We start from the raw sequence: 23,645 nt of genomic DNA, 5'->3' as shown, positions 1-23,645 counted from the left end.
GAGGCGCCCTTATCCGAAGGGAATCGGCGGATAGCACTTGAACGGCACCGCCACCTCGTAACGTCCGTTCTTCAGCCGGACGAGCGCTCCGCAGCCGAAGCTCTCCTGCTGTCCCTTGGGCTCGGCGCGGTCGCCCACGAGCGTTCCGGTGTCGGAGAAGCCGGCCGCGGCCTGCTGGAAGGAGTCGACGGTCAGGTCCTTGCCCGCCTTCGTGGCGATGGCGAGGAACAGGTCGGCCGACATGTATCCGGTCAGCATGTGCATGTTGAGCGGTACGTCCTTCCCGCCCGCCGCCTTCCTGATGTCCGCCTTGAACTGCCGCATCGCGGGGCTGTCCGCCTCGAACGGCTGGAACTGCAGCAGTACATGGACCCCGTCGAGCGCCTGCCGCGTCGCGTCCTTCGCGAGCAGCCCGGGGTCGTAGTCGGTCGGGTCGGAGATGACGCCCTTGAAGCCGGACCGCTTGAGCGCGGTGAACAGGCCGATGTTGTACGGGGTCTGCATCACGGAGACGACGGCGTCGGGCGCGCCTCCGCCCGGGCCCGAGCGGAGGATCTCCTTGGTGTACGCCGACCAGTCGCTGGGCATCGAGGTCGCGGGCACCGCGGCCTTGGCGTACGCGACGTGGAAGCCGGCCGCCTTGAAGCCCTGGGTGAAGGTACGGATGCCGAACTTGCCGGCGTCGTTGTCGCCGGCGATCAGCGCGACCGACTTGCCGCGCGCGCCGCCGAGGACGGTGGCGAGCCCTTCGGGCCAGGTCTGGTTGAGGGTGCCGCCCGGGGTCGGGACGAGGCAGCCGTTGAAGCCGTAGATGTACTTCGGACCGCAGAAGGACGGGAGCGTGCCCCAGCCGATGGTGGGCACCTTCTGGCCGTTGAGGAAGTCGGCGCCGGCGAAGGTGACCGAGCTCATGGGGGAGACGGCGAAGACCTTGTCCTGCTGGACGAGCTTGCGGGCCGCCGCCAGGTTCCTGGCCGGGTCCTGGCCGTCGTCCTCGGCGCCCAGATAGTCGATCCTGCGCCCGTTGACACCGCCCTCCGCGTTGGCCCGGTCGTAGCGTGCCTTGGCGCCGAGATCGGTGTCCTTCTTGGAGTAGCCGCTCGCGGTGGTCATGGAGACGATGCCGCCGACCTTGATCGCGTCGGCGGTGACTCCGCGTACGGAGGCGCCGGGGGAGCCGGGCTTGTCCGAAGTGCCTCCGGTGGAGGCTGAGTTGCAGGCTGTGGCGAGGAGCAGGGCCGCTGCTGCGGCGGCGAGGGTGCGGATCGGTCGCAACACGGTCGGTCGTCCCTCCGTCGGGTGACCGCATTCTGTGACCGTGCTGATGAACCGTCAATAACTGATACAACGTCAATTGATGATGCGTCAGAAACCCTTGACCCGCCTCGATCAGCCGTACAGCGCCTCGACCTCCGCCGCGTACGCCTTCTCGATCGCCTTCCGCTTCAGCTTGAGCGAGGGCGTGAGCAGCCCGTGCTCCTCACTGAACGGATGCGCCAGTATCCGGAAGGTCCGGATGGACTCCGCCTGCGACACCAGGGTGTTGGCCGCCACCACGGCCCGCCGGATCTCGGTCTCCAGGCTCGGGTCCCGCACCAGATCGGCAGGCGGCAGCGGCGGTCGCCCCTGCATCGCCAGCCAGTGCTCCACCGCCTCCTGATCCATCGTCACCAAGGCGGCGATGTACGGCCGGTCGTTGCCCACCACGATGCACTGTGCGATCAGCGGATGCGCCCGTACCCGCTCCTCGAGACCGGCCGGCGACACGCTCTTGCCGCCCGAGGTCACCAGGATCTCCTTCTTCCGCCCGGTGATCGTCAGATAGCCGTCCTCGTCCAGCATCCCCAGATCCCCCGTGGCCAGCCACCCCTCGTTGAGGACGGCCGCCGTGGCCTGGGGGTTGTTGAGGTACCCGGAGAAGATCTGGCCGCCGTGCAGCCACACCTCCCCGTCCTCCGCGATGTGCACGGTCGTGCCCGGGACGGGCTGCCCGACCGTCCCGTACCTGGTGCGCTCCGGCGGATTCGCGGTCGCGGCCGCCGAGGACTCCGTGAGGCCGTACCCCTCGAACACCGTCACCCCCGCGCCCTCGAAGAAGAGCCCGAGCTGCCGGTCCATGCCCGAGCCGCCCGACATCGCGTGCCGGACCCGCCCGCCCATCGCGTCGCGGACCTTCCCGTACACCACCTTCTCGAAGAACTGGTGCTGCATCCGCAGCCCCGCGGACGGGCCGGGCCCGACCCCGAAGGCCTTGTGCTCCATCGCCTCCGCGTACCTGACCGCGACCTCGACCGCCTTGTCGAAGGGGCCCGCCTTCCCCTCGCTCTCCGCCTTGCGGCGGGCCGCGTGGAAGACCTTCTCGAAGACGTAGGGCACGGCCAGGATGAACGTCGGCCGGAAGGCGGCGAGGTCCGGCAGCAGCGCGGACGCCTGCAGGGCCGGCTGATGGCCCAGTTTCACCCCGCTCTGGATCGCCGCCACCTCCACCATCCGCCCGAAGACATGGGCGAGCGGGAGGAAGAGCAGGGTCGAGGCCTCGTCGCCCGGCTTGGAGTGGAAGACCGGCTCCCAGCGGCCGGTCAGCATGTCCGTCTCGAACATGAAGTTGGAGTGGGTGATGATGCAGCCCTTGGGGCGGCCCGTGGTGCCCGAGGTGTAGATGATCGTCGCCACGGACTCGGGCGTCACGGCCCGCCGGTGCCGCTGCACCACGTCCTCGTCGATCTCCGCACCCGCCGCGACCAGCTCGGCGACCGCGCCGGCACCCGAGTCCAGCTGCCACAGCCGCTGGAGCCGCGGCAGCCGGTCGACCACCGAACCGATCGTCATGGCGTGGTCCTCGTGCTCCACGACGCACGCGGTGACCTCGGCGTCGTGCAGCATCCAGTAGACCTGGTCGGCGGAGGACGTCGGGTAGATCGGTACCGACTGCGCGCCCAGCGTCCACAGCGCGAAGTCGAACAGGGTCCATTCGTAGCGGGTCCTGGCCATGATGGCGACCCGGTCGCCGAACCGTACGCCGTGCGCGATCAGCCCCTTCGCGAGCGCGAGCACCTCGTCCCGGAACTGCGCCGACGTCACGTCCCGCCACTGCCCGGCGGCGTCCTTGCGGCCGAGCGCGACATGGTCCGGCGTCCGCTCTGCGCGGTCGAACACGGCGTCCGCCAGACCGCCGACCTGAGGCGCCGCCTCGACGGGCGGCACGGTGAACTCGCGCAAATGACCTGCTCCTCGCCCGCTCGTTGTCGCGCTCCGTACGGCGCGGGTGACGGTACCCCACCTGACTGGCGGGCGTGAGGGCCTTCACCAAGCCGGGACATTGGGTGTTCTCACAGGTCAGGGGAGGGTGAGGGGGTAAGTGGGGGCCGGTCGGGGCCCGTTACTGACTGGCGAGTAAGCAGTGCGGGTCCGAATCTCCACGGAATCTGTACCGCCCGCTCACGATCCCGGCGGACGCCCCCGGTTCGCCCGCGGGCGTGCGGCGTCAGCGCGGCCGGTGCAAGCGGTCGCCGCCCGCCAGGATCGCCGAGGCCAGCGCGTCGGCGGCCTCCTGGGACGGCCCGCGCCGCCGGCCCTTGCGCAGCACGAAGTCGACCTCGCCCAGGTCGGGCAGGTCGGCCCGGGCCGGCAGTCGGGTCAGACCGGGCGGAACCAGGCCACGCGTGTGGGCCATGACGCCGAGCCCGGCGCGGGCCGCCGCGATGTTGGCGCTCAGGCTGCTGCTCGTACAGGCGATCCGCCACGCGCGCCCCTGCGCCTCGAGGGCTTCGAGCGCGCGGGCGCGGGTGATTCCGGGCGGCGGGAAGACGATCAGCGGCACCGGCCGCTCCGGGTCGAGGCGCAGCTGAGGGGAGCCGATCCAGATCAGCGAGTCCTGCCAGACCAGCTCGCCCCCGCTCTCCTCGGCGCCTCGCTTGGCGAGGACGAGATCCAGGCGCCCCGCCTCCAGCCGGGCGTTCAGCGTCCCCGACAGCTCGACCGTGAGCTCCAGATCCACCTCGGGGTGCTCGCGCCGGAACGACTCCAGGATCTCGGGCAGCCGGGTCACGACGAAGTCCTCCGAGGCGCCGAAGCGCAGCCGCCCGCGCAGCCGGGTCCCGGTGAAGAAGGCGGCGGCCCGCTCGTGGGCCTGCAGGATCGTCCGGGCGAAGCCGAGCATGGCCTCGCCGTCCTCCGTCAGCTCCACGCTGTGGGTGTCCCGGGTGAACAGCGGACGCCCGGTGGCCTCCTCCAGGCGCCGTACGTGCTGGCTCACGGTCGACTGGCGCAGCCCGAGCCGGCGCGCGGCCTGCGTGAAGCTCAGCGTCTGGGCGACCGCGAGGAAGGTCCGGAGCTGGGAGGGCTCGTACACGTCACCGAGACTACCCCTGCTATCGCAAAACATGATGACAGTCAGAACGCTGTACGGGATTCCCGATCACGGGAGAAGCGAGCAGGATGGGGAGGGCACGATTCCGCCCCGAGCACCCAGAGCAGTGGAGCACATGAGTCGCCGTACGACCCCCCTGCCGTCCTGGCTGCCGATCGACCCGTACATCCTGGCGATCCTCGGCACGGTCGGCCTCGCGGCTCTGCTGCCCGCCTCCGGCGCCGCCGCCACGGTCGCCGACGGGGCCTCGACGGCGGCCATCGCCCTGCTGTTCTTCCTCTACGGCGCCCGGCTCTCCACCCGCGAGGCGCTCGACGGACTCAGGCACTGGCGGCTCCACCTCACGGTCCTTGCCTGTACCTTCCTCGTCTTCCCGCTCCTCGGGCTCGCGGCGAAGGGACTGGTACCGGCCGTTCTCACGCCGCCGCTCTACAGCGGGCTCCTCTTCCTCTGCCTGGTGCCCTCCACCATCCAGTCCTCGATCGCCTTCACCTCGATCGCGCGCGGCAACGTACCGGCCGCGATCTGCGCGGGCTCATTCTCCTCCCTCGCCGGGATCGTGCTCACCCCGCTGCTCGCGGCCGTCCTGATCGGCGGCGGTGCGGGCGGCTTCTCCGCCGACTCGCTGCTGAAGATCGTGCTCCAGCTCCTCGTGCCGTTCGCGGCGGGCCAGCTGCTGCGCCGCTGGGTCGGGGGCTTCCTCGTACGGAACAAGAAGGTGCTCGGCTACGTCGACCGGGGCTCGATCCTGCTCGTCGTGTACACGGCCTTCAGCCACGGCATGGTCACCGGCGTCTGGCACCAGGTCACCCCGGCGCGACTCGGTCTCCTGCTCGCCGTCGAGGCCGTCCTGCTCGCGGTGATGCTCGTGCTGACCTGGTACGGGGCGAAACGGCTCGGCTTCGACCGGGCGGACCGGATCGCCATCCAGTTCGCGGGATCGAAGAAGAGCCTGGCGGCGGGCCTGCCCATGGCGAGCGTGCTGTTCGGGGCGCAGGCCTCGCTCGCCGTGCTGCCGCTGATGCTCTTCCACCAGATGCAGCTGATGGTCTGCGCGGTGCTCGCCAAGCGCCGCGCCCGGGACCCCGAGCCTGCCCCGGCCACCTCGGACGCCGAGCCGGCCGCCGCACGCGAGGCCGAACCCACGCCGGACCACCAGGACGCCGAGGCCGCACCGGCCAGGAGCTGAACCGCCGGATCCCGCCGCACCGGCCGTTGGCGGGATCACATCCCACCCCCGCCACGAAGATCACCGCGGCCGCTACCGTGCTCCCATGCCCGCACTCGATCCCGGCCGCACCGCGCTCGTTCTCGTCGACCTGATGGAACGCATCGTCGCCCTGCCCCTCGCACCCCGCCCCGGAACCGACGTCGTCGCCGCGGCCACCCGGCTCGCCCGGACCTTCCGGGCCGTCGGCGCGCCCGTCGTCCACATCAGGGTCGAGCGACCGAACGTCGACACCCAGCCGCCCGGCAGCGAACTCGTCCCCTCCCTCGTCCACGCGGGCGACCACATCGTCGTCAAGCGGACCATCGGCGGCTTCCACGACACCGGGCTCCACGAACTGCTCGCCAAGCACTCCGTCACCACCGTGGTGTTCGGCGGCATCTCCACCAACCTCGGTGTCGAGTCCACCGCCCGCGCCGCCTGCGACCTCGGCTACGAGCCCGTCTTCGCCGAGGACGCCATGACGGCCCTCACCGCCGACGAGCACCACGCCTCGGTGACGCTCGACTTCCCGCGCCTCGGCACGGTCGCCCCCGTCTCCGCGATCACCCTGGACGGACCCGAGTGACGCCCGTACCGATACGTTACGGAGCCCGCCCCTGCTCCCTCGTCGTCTGCCGGGGCTGCTGCTGCGGCGACGCCCGCAAGAACCCCGGCATCGACCACGCCGGCCAGCTCGCCCGGCTCCGTCGGGCCGCGGCGGACTCGGGTGGCCGGCTGTCGGTCCGTACCAGCGACTGCCTCGGCCCGTGCGCCCAGGCCAACGTCGTCGTGGTCCAGCCCTCGACCGAGGGCCGCCGCCGCGGCGGCCGGGCCGCTTGGATCGGCTTCACCGTGGACGACGACTGCCTCGACGACATCCTCGCCTGGACGGCCGCGGGCGGCCCGGGCATCGCCGAACCCCCGGCCACCCTCGCCCTGCAGATGATCGACCCACCGGCCGAGACGACGGGCCGCCGCGCGCGTTAGGACAGCCCCAGCAGCCGGCCGAGGGAGACGGCCAGCGCGAGCGCGCCGCTCCCGGCGGCGGAGCCGTCCCGGATCACGGCCAGCCACTCCCGGACCCGGCCCCGGTCCAACGGCCGCGCCGGGTCGTCGGCCGCGGTGAGCTCCTCCTGGAGTGCCACCGCCGCCTCCAGCTGCCCGGAGCCGTGGGGCGGGCCCGGGACCGGCCGGCGCAGGGGGCGCTCCCCGCCGGCCGGCGGCCCGACCCGTGCGGCGGGCGGCGCCCGGTCAGCCTCGCGAGGCCGCGGCCCCGAGGGCGATCCGGTGCTCGCCCGCGTACACGTTCATGTCCGGCCCGCGCAGGAAACCCACCAGCGTCAGGCCCGTCTCGACGGCCAGGTCCACGGCGAGCGAGGACGGCGCGGAGACCGCCGCGAGCACCGGAATGCCCGCCATCACCGCCTTCTGGGCCAGCTCGAACGACGCCCGGCCCGAGACCAGCAGGACCGCCCGCTCCAGCGGCAGCCGCCCGTCGCTCAGGGCCCGGCCCACCAGCTTGTCCACCGCGTTGTGGCGGCCCACGTCCTCCCGTACGTCGAGCAGCTCGCCGTCCTCCGAGAAGAGCGCCGCCGCGTGCAGCCCCCCGGTCCGGTCGAAGACCCGCTGCGCGGCCCTCAGCCGGTCGGGGAGGCGGGACAGCAGCTCGGGCGTCAGCCGGACCGGGGGAGTGTCGGCGATCGGGAAGCGCGCAGTGGTCCGTACGGCGTCCAGGCTGGCCTTGCCGCACAGCCCGCACGACGACGTCGTGTACACGTTCCGCTCCAGGGTGATGTCCGGGACGGGGACACCGGGCGCCAGCTGCACGTCCACCACGTTGTACGTGTTCGTGCCGTCGTCCTTGGCGCCCGCGCAGTACACGATGTTCCGTACGTCCGAGGCGGCGCCGAGCACCCCCTCGCTGACCAGGAACCCGGCGGCGAGCGCGAAGTCGTCGCCGGGCGTGCGCATCGTGATCGCGAGCGGCCGGCCGTTCAGCCGGATCTCCAGGGGCTCCTCGGCCACCAGCGTGTCCGGGCGCTCGTTCACGGCCTCGCCGCGGATCCGCAGGACCCGCCGTCGCTCGGTGACCCGTCCCATGTGGCTACACCCGATTCTGTACGTGGTTCTGTACGTGCTGGAAGCCGAAGCGGCCCTTGATGCAGAGGTTGCCGTGGGTCACCGGGTTGTCGTGCGGGGAGGTGACCTTGACGATCTCATTGTCCTGCACGTGCAGGGTCAGGTTGCAGCCCACTCCGCAGTACGCGCAGACCGTCGTCGTCTCCGTCTGCGCCTCCTCGTCCCAGCTGCCGTCCGCCCGCATGTCGAACTCGCGCTTGAAGCTCAGCGCGCCCGTCGGGCAGACCTCGATGCAGTTCCCGCAGTACACGCAGGCGGACTCGGTGAGCGGCCCGTCGTGCTCGACGGCGATCCGCGCGTCGAAACCGCGGCCCGTGACGGAGATCGCGAAGGAGTTCTGCCACTGGTCGCCGCACGCGTCGACGCACTTGTAGCAGAGGATGCACTTGTCGTAGTCGCGGACGTAGAGGTCGTTGTCGATCCGCGGCTCCTCGGAGAGGCGGCGGGCCTCCGGACCGAAGCGGTCCGGCTCCGCCCCGTACGCCTTGATCCACTCGGCGGCGCCCGGGGTGGTCGACAGGTCGACGGAGGAGGCGAGCAGCTCCAGGACGATCCTCCGGCTGTGCCGGGTGCGCTCCGTGTCGGTACGGACGACCATCCCGGGCTCGGCGCGGCGCGAGCAGGCCGGGGCGAGGGTCCGTGCGCCCTCGACCTCGACCACGCACACCCGGCAGGCGTTCTTCGGGGTGAGCGTGTCGCCGTGGCAGAGCGTCGGCACGTCCTTCCCGGCGGCGCGGCAGGCGTCGAGGATCGTGGCGCCCTCGGGGACGCGCACGGGGGCGTCGTCGAGGGTGAACTCGAGGAGGCGGCGGGGCGGGGCGAGTGGAACCGTGGTCACTTGTAGACCCCCAGACGGTCGATGGCGGACTCGACGGCGTTCCACGCGGTCTGGCCGAGACCGCAGATCGAGGCGTCGCGCAGGGCCTGCCCGACCTCGCGCAGCAGGGCGATGTCACCGGCGGCCGCCTCGCCCCTACGGTCCTTGATGCGGTGCAGCGCCTCCTCCTGCCGGACCGTGCCGACCCGGCAGGGCACGCACTGGCCGCAGGACTCGTCGCGGAAGAACTCGGCGATCCGCAGCAGGATCCGGGGCAGGTCCACGGACTCGTCGAGGACGAGGACGACACCGGAGCCGAGGGTGGTGCCGGCGGCCCGGGTGCCCTCGAAGGTGAGCGGGATGTCCAGCTCGTCGGGGCGGACGAACCCGCCGGCCGCGCCGCCGAGCAGGACCGCGCGCAGCGTGTCCGGTCGACCGGCGAGGTCGAGGAGCTCGCCGAGGGTGGCTCCGAACGGCAGCTCGTAGACGCCGGGCCGGTCGACGTTGCCCGACACGCAGAACAGCTTGGTCTCGGTGGCGCGGAATGCCTCGGCGCCCTGGGTGAGGATCGGCAGGACGTTCACGAGGGTCTCGACGTTGTTGGCGGCGGTGGGCTTCCCGAAGAGGCCCTTCTCGACGGGGAACGGCGGCTTGGAGCGGGGCTCGCCGCGGTGGCCCTCGATGGAGTTGAAGAGGGCGGTCTCCTCGCCGCAGATGTACGCGCCGGCGCCGCGCCGGATCTCGATGTCGAAGGCGAAGCCGCTTCCGAGGATGTCGTCGCCGAGGAGCCCACGGGCGCGGGTCTCGTCGATGGCGTGGGTGAGGCGCTCGTACGCGCGGGGGTACTCGCCGCGGATGTAGAGATAGCCGCGCCGGGCGCCGACGGCGTACCCGGCGACGGTCATCGCCTCGACGAGCGCGTACGGGTCGCCCTCCATGACCACCCGGTCCTTGAAGGTGCCCGGCTCGGACTCGTCGGCGTTGCACACGACGTAGTGGGGGCCGTCGGGCTGCGACGCCGTCGCCTGCCACTTCCGTCCCGTCGGGAACGCGGCCCCGCCGCGCCCGACGAGCCCGGACTCCGTGACCTCCCGGATCACCCCGGCGGGCCCGAGCGCGAACGCCCGCCGCAGCGCGACGTACCCGCCGTGCGCCCGGTAGTCGTCGACACTGCCGGGGTCGACGACCCCGACGCGCCCGAGGAGCGGGAGGCGGGCGTGCCTGTCGTCCGGTTGTGGGCCATCGTCCCGCTGGGCGATGGGGGTCCCCCCGGACGGAGTCCGGGGGAGGGCGGGCACAACCCGACCACCGGGCCGCCCCGGCCGCGCAGCGTGTTCCGGCCGCCCGGTGTGCCCGGCCTGCGGCACGGCCATGACGGCGGGCGCCTCGGGCGGGGCGCCCTCGGGGTGCCGGGCCGCGCGGGCCAGGCCGTCGGCCGTCGCGGGGGCGACGACGACGGCGAGCCGCGTGCGCGCGTCCGCCGCCGGCGGCGCGGTGGGCCCGTGGCCCCCGGGCGTGGCCCCCCCGGGGCCGGGGATGTGTGCGGGGGGGGGCCCCGGGTCGTGCCTCCCGGGGCGACGGAGTTCTGGGCGGCGGGGACCGTCGGCTCCTGGCCGCTGAGCGCACCGAGCAGCGAACGCCCCGGCCCCGCCCCCGGTCCGGAGCTGCCGCGCTGCGGAGGCGGTCCGGGGGCCTGCCCCCGGTCGCGCTCCACCCCCGCCCGCACCAGCAGCGCCGCCGGGGCCCGTTCGCACAGGCCCAGGCAGGGGCTCGGCTCAAAGGCGACGCCCTCGGCCTCGAGGCCCGACGTCAGCGCCCCCGCGCCGCGCGCCGCGCACGTCAGGTCCGTGCAGACGTGGAGGACCTGCGCCGGGCGGGGGCGCACCGCGAACATCGAGTAGAACGTCGCCACCCCGTACGCCTCCGCAGGCGGCACCGTCAGCCGGCGGCACAGATAGTCCAGGCCCCCTTCGCTGATCCACCCCACCCGGTCGTTGAGCGCGTGCAGCCCGGGCAGCAGCAGGTCCCGGCGCTCGCGGGCCTCGCGCCCGCCCCGCGCCCACCGGAGATCCGCCGCCGAGCGGTCGTCCGCGCCCTCCCATGCCGACTCCGGCGGACCCAGGACCGCGTCGACCGCCGCCCGCTCCTCGTCCGTCGGCTTGCCGTCCCCGAAGCGCAGATCCATCAGAGGCCCACCCTCTCGATCCGTATGGCCGACGCCTTGAACTCCGCCGTGCCCGCGATCGGGCAGTTCGCCTCGATCGTCAGCTGGTTGGTGTCGACCTCGTCCGGAAAGTGCATCGTCATGAAGGCGAGCCCCGGCCGCAGGGCGGGGTCCACCCACACCGGCGCCACCACGGACCCCCGCCGCGACGTCACCCGGACCTGCTGGCCCACCGCGACCCCGTACCGCTCCGCGTCCTCCGGGCACAGCTCCACGTACTCCCCGCGCCGCAGCGGTGAGGCGAAACTCCCGCTCTGCACACCGGTGTTGTACGAGTCGAGCCGCCGCCCGGTCGTCAGCCGGATCGGATACTCCTCGTCCGTGAGGTCGACCGGTGGGTCGTGCCGGACGATCCCGAACGGGGCGCGCCTGCCCAGCAGTTCCGGATCCGTCGCCCACAATCGACCGTGCAGGAAGGACGGTTCGAGGCGCTCCAGGTCCGGGCACGGCCACTGGATGCCCTGGTGCTCCTCCAGGCGGTCGTACGTCATGCCCCAGTGGTCCGGGGACAGCGCCCGCAGCTCGTTCCAGACGGCCTCCGCGTCCGGGTACTTCCACTCCTCGTGGCCGAGTCGCCGCGCGAGCTCGCAGATGATGTCGATGTCCTCGCGGGCCTCACCCGGCGGCCGTACCGCCTTCCGTACCCGCTGCACCCGTCGCTCGCTGTTGGTCGTCGTGCCGTCCGTCTCGCACCAGGCCGCCGTCGCCGGCAGGACCACGTCCGCGAACTCGGCCGTCCTGGTGAGGAAGATGTCCTGCACCACCAGGCAGTCCAGCTTCGCGAGCCGCTCCATCGCCTGCCCGCTGTCCGCCTCCGACTGCGCCGGGTTCTCGCCGATGCAGTACACGGCCCGCAGCTCGCCGCTCTCCATCGCCTCGAACATCTCGGTCAGCGTCCGCCCGTACCGCGGCTGGATCTCCGTACCCCAGAAGGACTCGAACTTCTCCCGCACGCCGGCGTCGAGGATGTCCTGGAAGCCCGGCAGCCGGTTCGGGATCGCGCCCATGTCCCCGCCGCCCTGCACGTTGTTCTGCCCGCGCAGCGGCTGCACCCCGGAGCCGTACCGCCCCACATGTCCCGTCAGCAGCGCCAGGTTGATCAGCGCGCGGACGTTGTCGGTGCCGTTGTGGTGCTCGGTGATGCCGAGCGTCCAGCACAGCTGGGCCCGCTCGGCGCGGGCGAAGGCGTGCGCCAACTCCCGTATCGCGGCCGCCGGTACGCCCGTCACCTTCGACGCGGCCGTCAGAGTCCACGGCTCGACCAGCTCCCGGTACTCCTCGAAGCCGCTCGTCGCGCGCTCCACGAACGTCCGGTTGTACAGGCCCGCGTGGATGATCTCGCGGCCGATCGCGTGCGCGAGCGGGATGTCGGTGCCGACGTCGAGCCCGAGCCAGCTCTCGGCCCACTCGGCGGTCGAGGTGCGGCGCGGATCGACCGCGTACATCCGCGCCCCGTTCCGTATCCCCTTCAGGACGTGCTGGAAGAAGATCGGGTGCGCGAAGCGGGCGTTGGAGCCCCACATCACGATCACGTCGGTGTGCTCGATCTCCTCGTACGAGGAGGTGCCGCCGCCCGAGCCGAAGACCGCCGAGAGGCCGGCGACGCTCGGTGCGTGACACGTCCTGTTGCAGGAGTCGACGTCGTTGGTGCCCATCACCACACGCGCGAACTTCTGTGCCACGTAGTTCATCTCGTTGGTCGCGCGGGCGCAGGAGAACATCCCGAACGCTCCCCGGGACGCCCGGAACCCGGCCGCCGCCCGGTTCAGGGCCTCGTCCCAGCTCGCCGGCCGCAGCGGTCCGCCCTTCTCGTCCCGTACGAGCGGGTGGGTGAGCCGGGTGTACGTCTTCGGGCCGCGGTCCCGCTTCCTCGTGTTCGTCATGCGGTGCTCCTGGACTGGGTCGCGAGCAGATCCGACAGGGCGTGGACGGTACGGAGCGTCGGCACCGGTACGGCGGTGATGTCCGCGAGCTCCACCACGGCCGCCAGGAGCACGTCCAGCTCCAGCGGTTTGCCGCGCTCCAGGTCCTGGAGGGTGGAGGTGCGGTGGTCGCCGACCCGTTCCGCCCCGGCGAGCCGGCGCTCGACGGAGATGTCGGGGCGGCAGCCGAGGGCCGTGGCGACCGCCAGGGTCTCGTGCATCATCAGCTCGATCACCTGCCGTGTACCGCCGTGCAGGCACATCTGGCGCATCGTCGCCCGGGCGAGCGCGCTGATGGGGTTGAAGGAGATGTTGCCGAGCAGCTTGATCCAGATGTCGTGCCGCAGCTCCGCCTCGACCGGGCACTTCAGGCCCCCGGCGCGCATCGCCTCGGCGAACGCCTCGCAGCGCTTGGACGCCGAGCGGTCGGGCTCGCCGATGGAGAACCGGGTGCCCTCCAGATGGCGCACGACCCCCGGGCCGCCGAGCTCGGTCGCGGCGTAGACGACGCAGCCGATCGCCCGCTCGGGGGCGAGCACGGCGGAGACGGCGCCGGCCGGGTCGACGCTCTCGACGCGCCGGCCGTCGTGCGGGCCGCCATGGCGGTGGAAGTACCACCAGGGGATGCCGTTCTGGGCGGCGACGACCGCGGTGGTGTCGTGCAGGAGCGGCGCGATGAGCGGCCCGCACGCCGCGTACGCGTTGGCCTTGAGGCCCAGGAAGACGTAGTCGACGGGGCCGACGTCGGCCGGGTCGTCGGTGGCGTGCACCCGGGCGGTGAAATCGCCGCGCGGGCTCTCGACCCGTACACCGTGCTGCCTCATGGCCGCGAGATGCGGTCCACGGGCGATCAGATGGACATCGGCGCCGGCGCGGTCGAGCGCGGCTCCGACGTAGGCGCCGATCGCACCGGCGCCGAGGACTGCGACCTTCACGTGCGGGTCTCCGTTCGGTCGAGGGAACCGCGAGGGAGGATGGAGCGAGTGGTGTCGACGAAATATTGTCTACAGTATGGAGAAGGGGTCGACAAGGGGTCGGGAGGCCGCCCGTTTCTCCGCGGTTGTCACGGTCTCCCAAGAGGTACGGGCGAATCTTGGTGGTTTACGTGCCCGGTTACCCATCAGTCGCTGGCAAGACTGGGAGGTCCTGCTTCCGCTTGTTACGGCGCACCCGTACCACGCGTCACATCAACCCAAGGGGGTCCCGGGCATGACGGGCACTCGTATCGCCGCGCTCGGGCACTACCAGCCCGCCAAGGTGCTGACCAACGCCGACCTGGCCGAGCTCGTCGACACCAGCGACGAGTGGATCAGCAGCCGGGTCGGGATCAGGACGCGCCACATGGCCGGCCCGGACGAGCCCGTCGACGAACTCGCCGCGCACGCCGCCGGCAAGGCCCTCGCCGCCGCCGGTCTCGGCCCCGCCGACATCGACCTGGTCCTCGTCGCGACCTCCACGGCGATCGACCGCTCGCCCAACACCGCGGCCCGCGTCGCCGCCCGGCTCGGCATGGCCTCGCCCGCCACCATGGACCTCAACGTGGTCTGCGCCGGCTTCACCCACGCGCTCGCCACCGCCGACCACGCGATCCGCGCGGGAGCCGCCCGGCGCGCCCTGGTCATCGGCGCCGACAAGATGACCGAGGTCACGGACTGGACCGACCGCACGACCTGCGTCCTCGTCGGCGACGGCGCGGGCGCGGCGGTCGTCGAGGCGGTGGAGGAGGGTGCGGAGCCCGGCATCGGGCCGGTGCTGTGGGGCTCGGTCCCGGAGATGGGCCACGCGGTCCGCATCGAGGGCACCCCGCCGCGCTTCGCCCAGGAGGGCCAGTCGGTCTACCGCTGGGCCACCCAGCAGCTGCCCGCCCTGGCCCGCCAGGTGTGCGAGCGATCGGGGCTCGCGCCGGAGGACCTGGCCGGCGTCGTCCTGCACCAGGCCAACCTGCGGATCATCGAGCCGCTCGCCGCGAAGATCGGCGCGGTCAACGCGATCGTCGCCCGCGATGTCGTCGAGTCCGGGAACACCTCGGCCGCCTCGATCCCGCTGGCGCTGGCGAAGCTGGTCGAGCGCGGCGAACTTCCGTCCGGGGCGCCGACCCTGCTCTTCGGCTTCGGCGGCAACCTCTCGTACGCGGGGCAGGTCGTCCGGGTCCCGTAGCTCGCCCTGCCGATGAGGTGCATCGGGACTCGTGATGCGGATTCGGCCGAGATCACGACGGGGCGCATGCCTGGACATGTGCGTCGGTAGACTGTAGACGATAGCCAATCCGCGTTGATCGTCCACGGCGAATCGAGGGGGCCGCGATGTTGTCCGCAGGACTGCCGCAAGGAGCCGTTCCCAGGCTGGAGCGGCCCGGGCCGCTGCGCGACCGGGTCTACGAAGCGCTGCTCGAACTGATCACCACCCGCGCCCTGCGCCCCGGCCAGCACCTCGTCGAGAGCGAGCTCGCCGGCCACCTCGGAGTCTCCCGGCAGCCGGTGCGCGAGGCGCTCCAGCGGCTGAACACCGAGGGCTGGGTGGACCTGCGTCCCGCGCAGGGCGCCTTCGTCCACGAGCCCACCGACGAGGAGGCCGATCAGCTCCTCTCCGTCCGTACGCTCCTGGAGGCGGAGGCCGCCCGGCTCGCCGCCGCGAACTCCGGCTCGGCCGGGATCGCCGCCCTGGAGGAGCTGTGCGTCCGGGGCGAGCAGGCGGTCGCGGACGACGACGTCGATCTCGCGGTGGCGACCAACGCGGCCTTCCACGCCAAGGTCATGGAACTGGCCGGAAACCTCGTCCTGGCCGAGCTGGCCGGCCAGGTCGACCGCCGGGTCCGCTGGTACTACACGCCGGTCGCCCGACAGCGCGGCAAGCAGTCCTGGAAGGAACACCGGGAGCTGATCGACGCGATCGCGGCACGCGACGAGGCACGAGCGACCACGATCATGCGCGCCCACACGGAACACACCCGCGCGACCTACCGCGACCACAGCCAGGGCTGAGGGGGAGAGCGAGGGTCCGCGCCCGCCCCGGACTCACGCTCCGTCACCTCGCCCACGGTGTGTCGCCCTCCGCCGTGGGCCTGCCGGGGCAACTCGCGGCGCCCCGTTCCCCATTCGGCGGAGCCCGGTGGCGAGGGGGTCCGGCCCGCCCTAGCTTCGATCGCGTCGAGGGACATTTCGCACCATGGCGTGGAAACCGTCCGCACCCGCCCCTCGCGTGATCTGGAGGATCGCCATGCGCGTGATACGTGCTGCTTCCGCAGCCCTGCTCGCCACCGCCGCCGTCTCCCTGGCCGCGCCGACGGCCCTGGCCGACGGCATCGCCGGGGGCGACGGCACCGGAAGCAACATCACCTCGTTCGGCTTCTCCGTCTCGCCCTCGACGGTCGCCCCCGGCGGCACGGTCACGCTCAAGTCCGACGGCTGCGAGGTCCCGACCGTCACCGTCTCCTCCGGTGTCTTCGACACCGTCACCCTCGACGAGGGCCACGCGGGCGCGGCCACCGTCGACGCCGACGCCAAGGTCGGCGCGGAGTACCAGGTCACCTTCGACTGCAAGGGCGAGACGGGCACCACCCCGCTCACCATCGCCGGCGGATCCAGCGGCCACTCGACGGGCGGCCATGCCACAGGCGGCCACTCCACGGGCGGTGGCGACATCGGCGGCCACTCCACGGGCGGTGGCGACACCGGCGCGCACAAGGGCGTCAGGGCCGGCTTCGGCGGCGGCGCCGGGCAGCTCGGTACCACCGAGGTGGTCACCGGCACCGCGCTGATCGCGGGCGCGCTCGGCGGCGGCGTTCTGCTGATGCGCCGTCGGGGCGCCGACGGCCGCGCCTGATACGGCTCCTCCGCCCTGGGGTGACGAGGTCCGGGGCGGAGGAGCGCCATCGCGTACATCGGGAGTGCGAATCGTGCAGGGGTCGAGCGGGTCGTCCAGGCGCGGCGCGTGGGGCGTCGTCATCGTCGTCCTGCTCGTGGGGATCCACCTGGTGCGCGGCGGTACGGAGGAGTGGCGCGCCGGAGGCCCCCCTCAGCCGGTCCCCGCCGCGGCCCCTGACCACGCCGCCGCACTCGCCCCGGCGAAGGTCCCCGACCCGCTGCCCGCCTCCCGTCCCTCCCGCGTCCGCGTCCCCGCCGTCCGTATCGACGCGCCGGTCACGTCCGTCGGCCTCGACGCCGAGGGCTGGATCGACACGCCGCCCGCGCACGAGACGAACCTCGCGGGCTGGTTCACCGGCGCCGTCGCCCCCGGTGAGAACGGCACGGCCGTGATCGTCGGCCATGTCGACACCCCGAACGGGCGGGCCGTCTTCTACGACCTCGGGGCGCTGAACAAGGGCCACCGCATCGAGATCGCCCGCAAGGACGGCAGGACGGCGGTCTTCGCCGTGTACGGCATCGAAGTCGTCCCGAAGGAAGGCTTCCCGGCCGAGCGGATCTATCGGAGCACCGGCCACCCCGAGCTGCGCGTCCTCACCTGTGGCGGCGACTTCTCGAAGCAGGGGTACGACGGCAACGTCGTCGTCTCCGCCCGCCTGATCGAGGTGCGCTGACCCCGGCTTTGTCCTCACTCGGGAAAAAGTCGACGCGGATTGCTGCGCAACTTCTTCCCACTCCTGGACACCACTGCTACGTTCCCCTCGAAAGCTCGCCGGAGAGCCCGCAGCACTTCACCAGGGGAGGGGCGCGTGAGACGCATGACGGCACGACCTGCCAACGCGCACCAGGCGCGTCTGCTCCGCTTGCTGCGCGACGGGGGGCCCAACTCCCGTGCCCAGCTGGGTGATCAGATCGACCTCTCCCGCTCCAAGCTCGCCGTCGAGGTCGACCGGCTCCTCGAGACCGGTCTCGTCGTCGCGGACGGCCTCGCCGCCTCCCGCGGCGGTCGCCGTTCGCACAACATCAGGCTCGCTCCCGAACTCCGCTTCCTCGGCATCGACATCGGCGCCACCTCCATCGATGTCGCCGTCACCAACGCCGAGTTGGAGGTGCTCGGGCATCTCAACCATCCGATGGACGTCCGCGAAGGTCCCGTCGCCGTCTTCGAACAGGCCCTGTCCATGGCGGCCAAACTGCGCGCCTCCGGGCTCGCCGAAGGCTTCGACGGAGCCGGCATCGGCGTCCCCGGACCGGTCCGCTTCCCCGAGGGCATCCCGGTCGCACCGCCGATCATGCCCGGCTGGGACGGCTTCCCCGTACGGGAGGCGCTCAGCCAGGAACTCGGCTGCCCGGTCATGGTCGACAACGACGTGAACCTGATGGCCATGGGCGAGCAGCACGCGGGCGTGGCCCGCTCGGTCGGCGACTTCCTCTGCGTCAAGATCGGTACGGGCATCGGCTGCGGCATCGTCGTGGGTGGTGACGTCTACCGAGGTACGACGGGCAGCGCCGGCGACATCGGCCACATCCAGGTGGAACCGGACGGCCGCGCCTGCGCGTGCGGCAACAAGGGCTGCCTGGAAGCCCACTTCAGCGGGGCCGCGCTGGCCCGCGACGCCGAGGACGCGGCGCGCGGGGGCCGGTCGGACGAGCTTGCCGGACGCCTCGCGGCGGCCGGCCGGCTCACGGCGATCGATGTCGCGGCAGCGGCCGCGGCGGGCGATGCCACCGCACTCGCATTGATCCGCGAGGGCGGCAACCGGGTCGGGCAGGTCATCGCCGGACTCGTCAGCTTCTTCAATCCCGGTCTGGTGGTGATCGGCGGCGGGGTCACCGGCCTCGGTCACAACCTCCTCGCCAGTGTCCGCACCCAGGTCTACCGGCAGTCCCTGCCGCTGGCCACCGGCAACCTCCCCATCGTGCTGGGCGAGTTGGGCCCGACCGCCGGCGTCATCGGCGCGGCCCGTCTCATCAGCGACCACCTCTTCTCCCCGGCGTAATCCACTGCCCGGTGGTCTGTGGGCATTCGTTCCTCCCCCGGACTCCGTCCGAGGGGACCCCCAAACGGAACGGGTGGGCACAGACCACCCACCGGCCCGCACACGTCGGCACCACGTCAACTCCACCCGCTCCGGCGCAACCCGCACCCGCCGAGGGGATCTTCGTCATGGCCCCAGAACAGCCGCAAACACCCCTGCTCACCATGTCCGCCATCACCAAGTCCTTCCCCGGTGTCCGCGCCCTCGACGGCGTCGACCTCGAGGTCGCCCCCGGCGAGGTCCACTGCCTCCTCGGCCAGAACGGCGCCGGCAAATCCACCCTCATCAAGGTCCTCGCCGGCGCCCACCAGCCCGACGGCGGCCGGATCACCTGGCGCGGCGACCCCGTCCAGCTCCGCTCCCCGATCGCCGCCATGCGCCTCGGCATCGCCACCATCTACCAGGAACTCGACCTCGTCGAAGGGCTCTCCGTCGCCGAGAACGTCCACCTCGGCCACGAGCCCACCACCGCCGGATTCGTCGTCCGCGGCCGCGCCGCCAGGACGTCCACGGCCGCACTGCTCAAACGGCTCGGCCACCCCGAGATCGACCCCGCCCGCCTCGTCGGCGAACTCTCCGCCGCTCAGCAGCAGATCGTCTCGATGGCCCGCGCCCTCTCCCACGACGTCCGCCTCATCGTCATGGACGAGCCCTCGGCCGCCCTCGACCCGGACGAGGTCGACAACCTGTTCCGTATCGTCGCCGACCTCACCGCCGAAGGCGTCGCGGTCGTCTACATCTCCCACCGGCTGGAGGAGATCCGCCGCATCGGCGACCGGGTCACCGTCCTCAAGGACGGCCGGGCCGTGGCCGGTGGCCTGCCGGCCGCCTCGACGCCCACCCGGGACATCGTCGCCCTGATGACCGGCCGCAACGTCGAGTACGTCTTCCCGCCGCGCCCCGCCGAACTCCCGGCCGCCGCACCCGTGCTTCAGGTTCAAGGGCTCGCCAGGGAAGGCGAGTTCGAGGCGGTCGACCTCGAGCTGCGACCCGGCGAGATCGTCGGCCTCGCGGGACTCGTCGGCTCGGGCCGCTCCGAGATCCTGGAGACGATCTACGGCGCCCGGAAGGCCACCGCCGGACGTGTCGTCGTCGACGGCCGAGCCCTTCGTCCCGGCAGCGTCCGCGACGCCGTGCGCGCCGGCCTCGGACTCGCCCCCGAGGAACGCAAGGCCCAGGGCCTGCTGATGCTGGAGTCCGTCACCCGCAATGTGTCGGTCTCCACGCTCGCCCGCTTCTCGCGCGCCGGCTGGATCGACCGTGACGCCGAACGAGAAGCCGCCCGGGCGGCCACCCGGGAGCTCTCCCTCAGACCCGACAACCCCGACGCCCGCATCCGTACCCTCTCCGGCGGAAACCAGCAAAAGGCCGTCCTCGCACGGTGGTTGCTGCGCGGCTGCCGTGTCCTGCTGCTCGACGAGCCGACCCGGGGCGTCGACGTCGGCGCCCGTGCCGAGCTCTACGCCGTCATCCGCCGACTCGCCGACGACGGCCTCGCCGTCCTCCTCGTGTCGAGCGAGGTACCCGAAGTCCTGGGCCTCGCCGACCGCGTCCTGGTGCTCAAGGAGGGCCGTGTCGTCCATACGGCACCCGCCCGCGAGCTCGACGAACACCGCGTACTCGACCTCGTGATGGAAGGGAGTCCCACGTCATGACGCTGTCCACGGCGAAGAACACCGAGGCGCCTGCGCAGGAGGGCGGTTGGCGCTCGCTCGGTCTGAAGGCCGACGTGCGCAACCTCTCCCTGCTCGGGGTGCTCGCCGTCCTGATCGCGGTCGGCGGCTTCACCAAGCCCGACGAGTTCCTTAGCCCCTCCAACCTCCAACTCGTCCTCACCCAGGCCTCTGTGATCGGGGTCGTCACCGTCGGCATGACCTTCGTCATCACCAGCGGCGGCATCGACCTCTCCGTCGGCGCGATCGTCGCCCTCGCCTCGGTATGGGCGACCACGCTCGCCACCCAGGAGTACGGCTTCGCCGGCATCCTCTTCACGGCCGTCGTCGTGGGCGTGGGCTGCGGCCTGGTGAACGGGCTGCTCATCGCGTACGGCGGCATGGTGCCGTTCATCGCGACGCTCGCGATGCTCGCCTCGGCCCGCGGACTCGCCCTCCAGATCACCGACGGCAGGACCCAGATCGTCACCGTCGACGCCGTCCTCGACCTCGGCATTCCCGACGCCTACATCCTGGGCATCCCGCCGCTGGTCCTCGTCTTCGCCGCCGTCACGGTCGTGGGCTGGCTGGTCCTCAACCGGACCACCTTCGGCCGTCGCACGGTCGCCGTCGGCGGCAACGCGGAAGCCGCCCGTCTCGCCGGGATCGACGTACGCCGCCAGCGCCTCTACCTCTATCTGCTCTCCGGACTGTGCTGCGGCATCGCGGCCTTCCTGCTGATCATCCTGTCCGGCTCGGGCCAGAACACCAACGGCAACCTGTACGAACTGGACGCCATCGCCGCCGCGATCATCGGCGGCACGCTCCTCACCGGCGGCCGCGGCACCATCGTCGGTTCCGTCCTCGGAGTCCTGGTCTTCACCACGATCACCAACATCTTCGCGCTCAACAACCTGCAGAGCGACGTCCAGCAGATCGCCAAGGGCGCGATCATCGTCGCCGCCGTCCTGGTCCAGCACCGCACCGCGCGCCACGGCGAGGCCTGACCCCCTACCCCCGTAACGCCCCCGTACCTCCCTCACCCCCGAAGGGATCCATCGCCATGCCAGAAACCAGCCGCAGAGGACTGCTGTTCGGCACCGCAGCGGTCTCCGCCGGTGCGCTGCTCACCGCCTGCACCAGCAACGAGCCCAGGAACGCCGGGAACACAGCCCCGGCCGCGAGCAACGTCCCGGCCGCCGACGACAAGCCCGGCACCCCCGTCACCATCGGCTTCGCGGGCCCCCAGGCCGACCACGGCTGGCTCAACGCCATCAACCAGAACGCCAAGGACCGGGCGAAGAAGTACTCCGAGGTCACCCTGGAGATCACCGAGGGCTCCAACGACACCGCCACCCAGATCGGTCAGATCCAGACCCTCATCAACAAGAAGGTCGACGTCCTGGTCATCCTGCCCGCCGACGGCAAGGCCCTGACCCAGGTCGGCCTCCAGGCCATGAAGGCCGGCATCCCCGTCATCAACCTGGACCGCATCTTCGCCTCCCCGCAGGCCTACCGCTGCTGGATCGGCGGCGACAACTACGGCATGGGCCTCAACGCCGGCCGCTACATCGGCGAGAAGCTCAAGGACAAGCCGAACGCCACGGTCATCGAGCTCGCCGGCATGGACAGCCTCGAACTGACCAAGCAGCGCACCCAGGGCTTCGACGACGCCCTGAAGAACTACCCGAACATCCGCAAGGTGGCCCGCCAGGCCGCCGACTTCACGGTCGAGTCCGGCCAGGCCAAGATGGCCCAACTCCTCCAGGCCCAGCCGAAGTTCGACGCCCTGTGGAACCACGACGACGACCAGGGCGTCGGCGCGCTGCGCGCCATCGCCCAGGCCGGCCGCAAGGACTTCCTGATGGTCGGCGGCGCCGGCGCCAAGTCCGCCATGGACGCCATCAAGGCCGACGACAGCGTCCTCAAGGCCACGGTCCTCTACCCGCCGACCATGGCGGCCTCCGCCATCGACCTGGCCCGCGCGCTGGGCCAGAAGAAGGGCGTGGGAGGCATGGCCGAGCTGGAGATCCCGGCCTCCATCACCCTCTACTCGGCCGTCGTGACCAAGGACAACGTCGACGAGTACCTGCCCACCGGCTTCAGCTGACCGGCCTCCGGCCGCCCCCACCGCGCAACCGACGAGGAGGAATCCGTATGGAACAGAGGGACAGCGAGGCCGGCGAGGCCACGCCGCCGACACTCGGCATCGGCATGGTCGGGTACGCGTTCATGGGCGCCGCCCACTCCCAGGGGTGGCGCACCGCAGGACGCGCCTTCGACCTGCCGATGCGGCCGGTCCTCGCCGCCGTCGCCGGCCGCGACGCGACCGCCGTCCGGGCCGCCGCCGCGCAGCACGGCTGGGCGGCGGCGGAGACCGACTGGCGAGCCCTCGTCGCCCGCGAGGACGTCCAGTTGGTGGACGTCTGCACCCCGGGCGACAGCCATGCGGAGATCGCCGTCGCCGCCCTGGAGGCGGGCAAGCACGTCCTGTGCGAGAAGCCGCTCGCCAACTCGGTCGCCGAGGCGGAGGTCATGGTCGCCGCCGCCGAGGCGGCGGCCGCCCGTGGCCAGGTCGCCATGGTCGGCTTCAACTACCGGCGGGTACCGGCGATCGCGTACGCCCGCCGGATCGTCGCGGAGGGCAGGCTCGGTGCGCTCCGGCACGTACGGGTCACCTATCTCCAGGACTGGCTCGTCGACCCCGGGTTCCCGCTCACCTGGCGCCTGGAGCGCGAGCACGCGGGATCGGGAGCCCTCGGCGACCTCGGCGCGCACGCCGTCGACCTCGCCCAGTACCTGGCGGGGGAGCTCCTGGTCGGCGTCTCGGCGCTGACCGAGACCTTCGTACGGGAGCGGCCGTTGCTCGCCGGGGTGTCGGCCGGACTCTCCGGGACCGCCGGGGACGGGGCGTACGGGGCGGTGACGGTGGACGACGCGGCGCTGTTCACCGGGCGGCTGGCCTCCGGGGCGCTCGCTTCCTTCGAGGCGACCCGGATGGCCGCGGGCCGCAAGAACGCCCTGCGTCTGGAGATCAACGGAGAGAAGGGTTCGCTCGCCTTCGACCTGGAGCGGCTCAACGAACTCTCCTTCCACGACCACACCGAGCCGGCCGCCTCCGCCGGGTTCCGCCGCATCCTCGTGACCGAGCCGGACCACCCGTATCTGGAGGGCTGGTGGCCGCCCGGTCACGCGCTCGGCTACGAGCACACCTTCGTCCATCAGGCCCGCGACCTGGTCCTCGCGATCGCGTCCGGGACCGGCCCCGCGCCGTCCTTCGCCGACGGGCTCCAGGTCCAGCGGGTGCTGGCCGCGGTGGAGGAGAGCGCGCAGAAGAACGCCGTCTACACCCCCGTTCCGCTCGCACCGCCCGTCTCGCTCGCAGCGCCCGTTCCGCTCTAGGAGGCCGT

At 72.1% G+C, this 23,645-nt stretch carries 21 protein-coding genes and 1 pseudogene; 12 read left to right on the top strand and 10 right to left on the bottom strand.

Annotated elements, in window-relative coordinates; genetic code table 11:
* Positions 1-9: 9 nt before the first annotated feature.
* The 3 genes from ACFV9D_RS18125 to ACFV9D_RS18115 form a co-directional block, all read right to left on the bottom strand.
* Complete coding sequence (locus ACFV9D_RS18125) at positions 10-1,278, bottom strand: ABC transporter substrate-binding protein (RefSeq protein WP_385146600.1); 1,269 nt, start codon at positions 1,276-1,278, stop codon at positions 10-12.
* Between the two features lie 111 nt (positions 1,279-1,389).
* On the bottom strand, positions 1,390-3,219 hold the full coding sequence (locus ACFV9D_RS18120; protein ID WP_385146598.1) for an AMP-dependent synthetase/ligase: 1,830 nt from the start codon (positions 3,217-3,219) through the stop codon (positions 1,390-1,392).
* Positions 3,220-3,484: 265 nt separating this feature from the next.
* Positions 3,485-4,384, bottom strand: coding sequence for a LysR substrate-binding domain-containing protein (locus ACFV9D_RS18115; RefSeq protein ID WP_385146596.1), 900 nt, complete (start codon positions 4,382-4,384; stop codon positions 3,485-3,487).
* A gap of 100 nt (positions 4,385-4,484) precedes the next feature.
* Between ACFV9D_RS18115 and ACFV9D_RS18110 the strand changes: the two genes are divergently transcribed.
* From ACFV9D_RS18110 to ACFV9D_RS18100, 3 genes are all read left to right on the top strand, one after another.
* On the top strand, positions 4,485-5,558 hold the full coding sequence (locus tag ACFV9D_RS18110; RefSeq protein WP_385146594.1) for a bile acid:sodium symporter family protein: 1,074 nt from the start codon (positions 4,485-4,487) through the stop codon (positions 5,556-5,558).
* An 85-nt stretch (positions 5,559-5,643) separates the two neighbouring features.
* Positions 5,644-6,165, top strand: a complete 522-nt coding sequence (locus tag ACFV9D_RS18105; RefSeq protein WP_385146592.1) for an isochorismatase family protein — start codon at positions 5,644-5,646, stop codon at positions 6,163-6,165.
* Positions 6,162-6,566: a (2Fe-2S) ferredoxin domain-containing protein gene (locus ACFV9D_RS18100; RefSeq protein ID WP_385146590.1), complete on the top strand. Its 405-nt coding sequence runs from the start codon at positions 6,162-6,164 to the stop codon at positions 6,564-6,566. The genes ACFV9D_RS18105 and ACFV9D_RS18100 overlap by 4 nt, the downstream gene beginning before the upstream one ends.
* Here the strand turns inward: ACFV9D_RS18100 and ACFV9D_RS18095 are convergent.
* The 7 genes and pseudogenes from ACFV9D_RS18095 to ACFV9D_RS18065 all read right to left on the bottom strand — a co-directional run bounded on the left by ACFV9D_RS18095 (position 6,563) and on the right by ACFV9D_RS18065 (position 13,616).
* Positions 6,563-6,724: a hypothetical protein gene (locus ACFV9D_RS18095; RefSeq protein ID WP_385146588.1), complete on the bottom strand. Its 162-nt coding sequence runs from the start codon at positions 6,722-6,724 to the stop codon at positions 6,563-6,565. The genes ACFV9D_RS18100 and ACFV9D_RS18095 overlap by 4 nt on opposite strands.
* A 106-nt stretch (positions 6,725-6,830) precedes the next feature.
* Positions 6,831-7,679 (bottom strand): formate dehydrogenase accessory sulfurtransferase FdhD, encoded by an 849-nt coding sequence (gene fdhD, locus ACFV9D_RS18090; RefSeq protein ID WP_385146586.1) that lies wholly within the window; start codon positions 7,677-7,679, stop codon positions 6,831-6,833.
* A gap of 4 nt (positions 7,680-7,683) precedes the next feature.
* On the bottom strand, positions 7,684-8,556 hold the full coding sequence (locus tag ACFV9D_RS18085; RefSeq protein WP_385146584.1) for a 2Fe-2S iron-sulfur cluster-binding protein: 873 nt from the start codon (positions 8,554-8,556) through the stop codon (positions 7,684-7,686).
* A pseudogene (locus tag ACFV9D_RS18080) lies at positions 8,553-9,746 on the bottom strand (NADH-quinone oxidoreductase subunit F); the annotation flags it as partial. The pseudogene ACFV9D_RS18080 and the gene ACFV9D_RS18085, both read right to left, overlap by 4 nt.
* The gene (locus ACFV9D_RS18075; protein WP_385146582.1) at positions 9,632-10,720 is read right to left on the bottom strand and encodes an NAD(P)H-dependent oxidoreductase subunit E; all 1,089 of its coding nucleotides are present in this window, start codon (positions 10,718-10,720) and stop codon (positions 9,632-9,634) included. The pseudogene ACFV9D_RS18080 and the gene ACFV9D_RS18075, both read right to left, overlap by 115 nt.
* Entirely contained in the window at positions 10,720-12,642 is a 1,923-nt protein-coding gene (locus ACFV9D_RS18070) for a molybdopterin oxidoreductase family protein (RefSeq protein WP_385146580.1), read from the bottom strand. The genes ACFV9D_RS18075 and ACFV9D_RS18070 overlap by 1 nt, the downstream gene beginning before the upstream one ends.
* The gene (locus ACFV9D_RS18065; protein WP_385146578.1) at positions 12,639-13,616 is read right to left on the bottom strand and encodes a 2-dehydropantoate 2-reductase; all 978 of its coding nucleotides are present in this window, start codon (positions 13,614-13,616) and stop codon (positions 12,639-12,641) included. Before ACFV9D_RS18065 ends, ACFV9D_RS18070 begins: the two co-directional genes overlap by 4 nt.
* Positions 13,617-13,890: 274 nt before the next feature.
* On the opposite strand from ACFV9D_RS18065, the gene ACFV9D_RS18060 reads away from it, so the two are divergent.
* From ACFV9D_RS18060 to ACFV9D_RS18020, 9 genes are all read left to right on the top strand, one after another.
* Complete coding sequence (locus ACFV9D_RS18060; RefSeq protein ID WP_385146576.1) at positions 13,891-14,838, top strand: beta-ketoacyl-ACP synthase III; 948 nt, start codon at positions 13,891-13,893, stop codon at positions 14,836-14,838.
* Positions 14,839-14,984: 146 nt separating this feature from the next.
* The gene (locus ACFV9D_RS18055; RefSeq protein WP_385146574.1) at positions 14,985-15,662 is read left to right on the top strand and encodes a GntR family transcriptional regulator; all 678 of its coding nucleotides are present in this window, start codon (positions 14,985-14,987) and stop codon (positions 15,660-15,662) included.
* A gap of 235 nt (positions 15,663-15,897) precedes the next feature.
* The gene (locus tag ACFV9D_RS18050; RefSeq protein WP_385146572.1) at positions 15,898-16,503 is read left to right on the top strand and encodes a hypothetical protein; all 606 of its coding nucleotides are present in this window, start codon (positions 15,898-15,900) and stop codon (positions 16,501-16,503) included.
* Positions 16,504-16,573: 70 nt separating this feature from the next.
* Positions 16,574-17,218: a class F sortase gene (locus ACFV9D_RS18045; protein WP_385146748.1), complete on the top strand. Its 645-nt coding sequence runs from the start codon at positions 16,574-16,576 to the stop codon at positions 17,216-17,218.
* A 144-nt stretch (positions 17,219-17,362) separates the two neighbouring features.
* Positions 17,363-18,544, top strand: coding sequence for an ROK family protein (locus ACFV9D_RS18040; RefSeq protein WP_385146570.1), 1,182 nt, complete (start codon positions 17,363-17,365; stop codon positions 18,542-18,544).
* A 167-nt stretch (positions 18,545-18,711) separates the two neighbouring features.
* On the top strand, positions 18,712-20,238 hold the full coding sequence (locus ACFV9D_RS18035; RefSeq protein ID WP_385146568.1) for a sugar ABC transporter ATP-binding protein: 1,527 nt from the start codon (positions 18,712-18,714) through the stop codon (positions 20,236-20,238).
* A complete protein-coding gene (locus tag ACFV9D_RS18030) occupies positions 20,235-21,242 on the top strand; it encodes an ABC transporter permease (RefSeq protein WP_385146566.1) in 1,008 nt (335 codons plus the stop codon). Before ACFV9D_RS18035 ends, ACFV9D_RS18030 begins: the two co-directional genes overlap by 4 nt.
* Positions 21,243-21,298: 56 nt before the next feature.
* Positions 21,299-22,345 (top strand): substrate-binding domain-containing protein, encoded by a 1,047-nt coding sequence (locus ACFV9D_RS18025; RefSeq protein WP_385146564.1) that lies wholly within the window; start codon positions 21,299-21,301, stop codon positions 22,343-22,345.
* A gap of 47 nt (positions 22,346-22,392) precedes the next feature.
* Positions 22,393-23,637, top strand: a complete 1,245-nt coding sequence (locus tag ACFV9D_RS18020) for a Gfo/Idh/MocA family protein (RefSeq protein WP_385146562.1) — start codon at positions 22,393-22,395, stop codon at positions 23,635-23,637.
* The last annotated feature ends 8 nt before the right edge of the window (positions 23,638-23,645 follow it).

Origin of the sequence: Streptomyces sp. NPDC059875, from assembly GCF_042731085.1 — a bacterium.
GTDB lineage: Bacteria > Actinomycetota > Actinomycetes > Streptomycetales > Streptomycetaceae > Streptomyces.
Note: the sequence above shows the minus strand (reverse complement) of the source record. Positions and strands in the feature narration are given on the sequence as shown.

Excerpts from the sequence above, each read along its gene's own strand:
- ACFV9D_RS18115 (WP_385146596.1), bottom strand. The coding sequence starts at position 4,384 with ATGTTTTGCGATAGCAGGGGTAGTCTCGGTGACGTGTACGAGCCCTCC.
- ACFV9D_RS18110 (WP_385146594.1), top strand. The coding sequence starts at position 4,485 with ATGAGTCGCCGTACGACCCCCCTGCCGTCCTGGCTGCCGATCGACCCG.
- ACFV9D_RS18105 (WP_385146592.1), top strand. The coding sequence starts at position 5,644 with ATGCCCGCACTCGATCCCGGCCGCACCGCGCTCGTTCTCGTCGACCTG.
- fdhD (WP_385146586.1), bottom strand. The coding sequence starts at position 7,679 with ATGGGACGGGTCACCGAGCGACGGCGGGTCCTGCGGATCCGCGGCGAG.
- ACFV9D_RS18075 (WP_385146582.1), bottom strand. The coding sequence starts at position 10,720 with ATGGATCTGCGCTTCGGGGACGGCAAGCCGACGGACGAGGAGCGGGCG.
- ACFV9D_RS18070 (WP_385146580.1), bottom strand. The coding sequence starts at position 12,642 with ATGACGAACACGAGGAAGCGGGACCGCGGCCCGAAGACGTACACCCGG.
- ACFV9D_RS18060 (WP_385146576.1), top strand. The coding sequence starts at position 13,891 with ATGACGGGCACTCGTATCGCCGCGCTCGGGCACTACCAGCCCGCCAAG.
- ACFV9D_RS18055 (WP_385146574.1), top strand. The coding sequence starts at position 14,985 with ATGTTGTCCGCAGGACTGCCGCAAGGAGCCGTTCCCAGGCTGGAGCGG.
- ACFV9D_RS18050 (WP_385146572.1), top strand. The coding sequence starts at position 15,898 with ATGCGCGTGATACGTGCTGCTTCCGCAGCCCTGCTCGCCACCGCCGCC.
- ACFV9D_RS18040 (WP_385146570.1), top strand. The coding sequence starts at position 17,363 with ATGACGGCACGACCTGCCAACGCGCACCAGGCGCGTCTGCTCCGCTTG.
- ACFV9D_RS18035 (WP_385146568.1), top strand. The coding sequence starts at position 18,712 with ATGGCCCCAGAACAGCCGCAAACACCCCTGCTCACCATGTCCGCCATC.
- ACFV9D_RS18030 (WP_385146566.1), top strand. The coding sequence starts at position 20,235 with ATGACGCTGTCCACGGCGAAGAACACCGAGGCGCCTGCGCAGGAGGGC.
- ACFV9D_RS18025 (WP_385146564.1), top strand. The coding sequence starts at position 21,299 with ATGCCAGAAACCAGCCGCAGAGGACTGCTGTTCGGCACCGCAGCGGTC.
- ACFV9D_RS18020 (WP_385146562.1), top strand. The coding sequence starts at position 22,393 with ATGGAACAGAGGGACAGCGAGGCCGGCGAGGCCACGCCGCCGACACTC.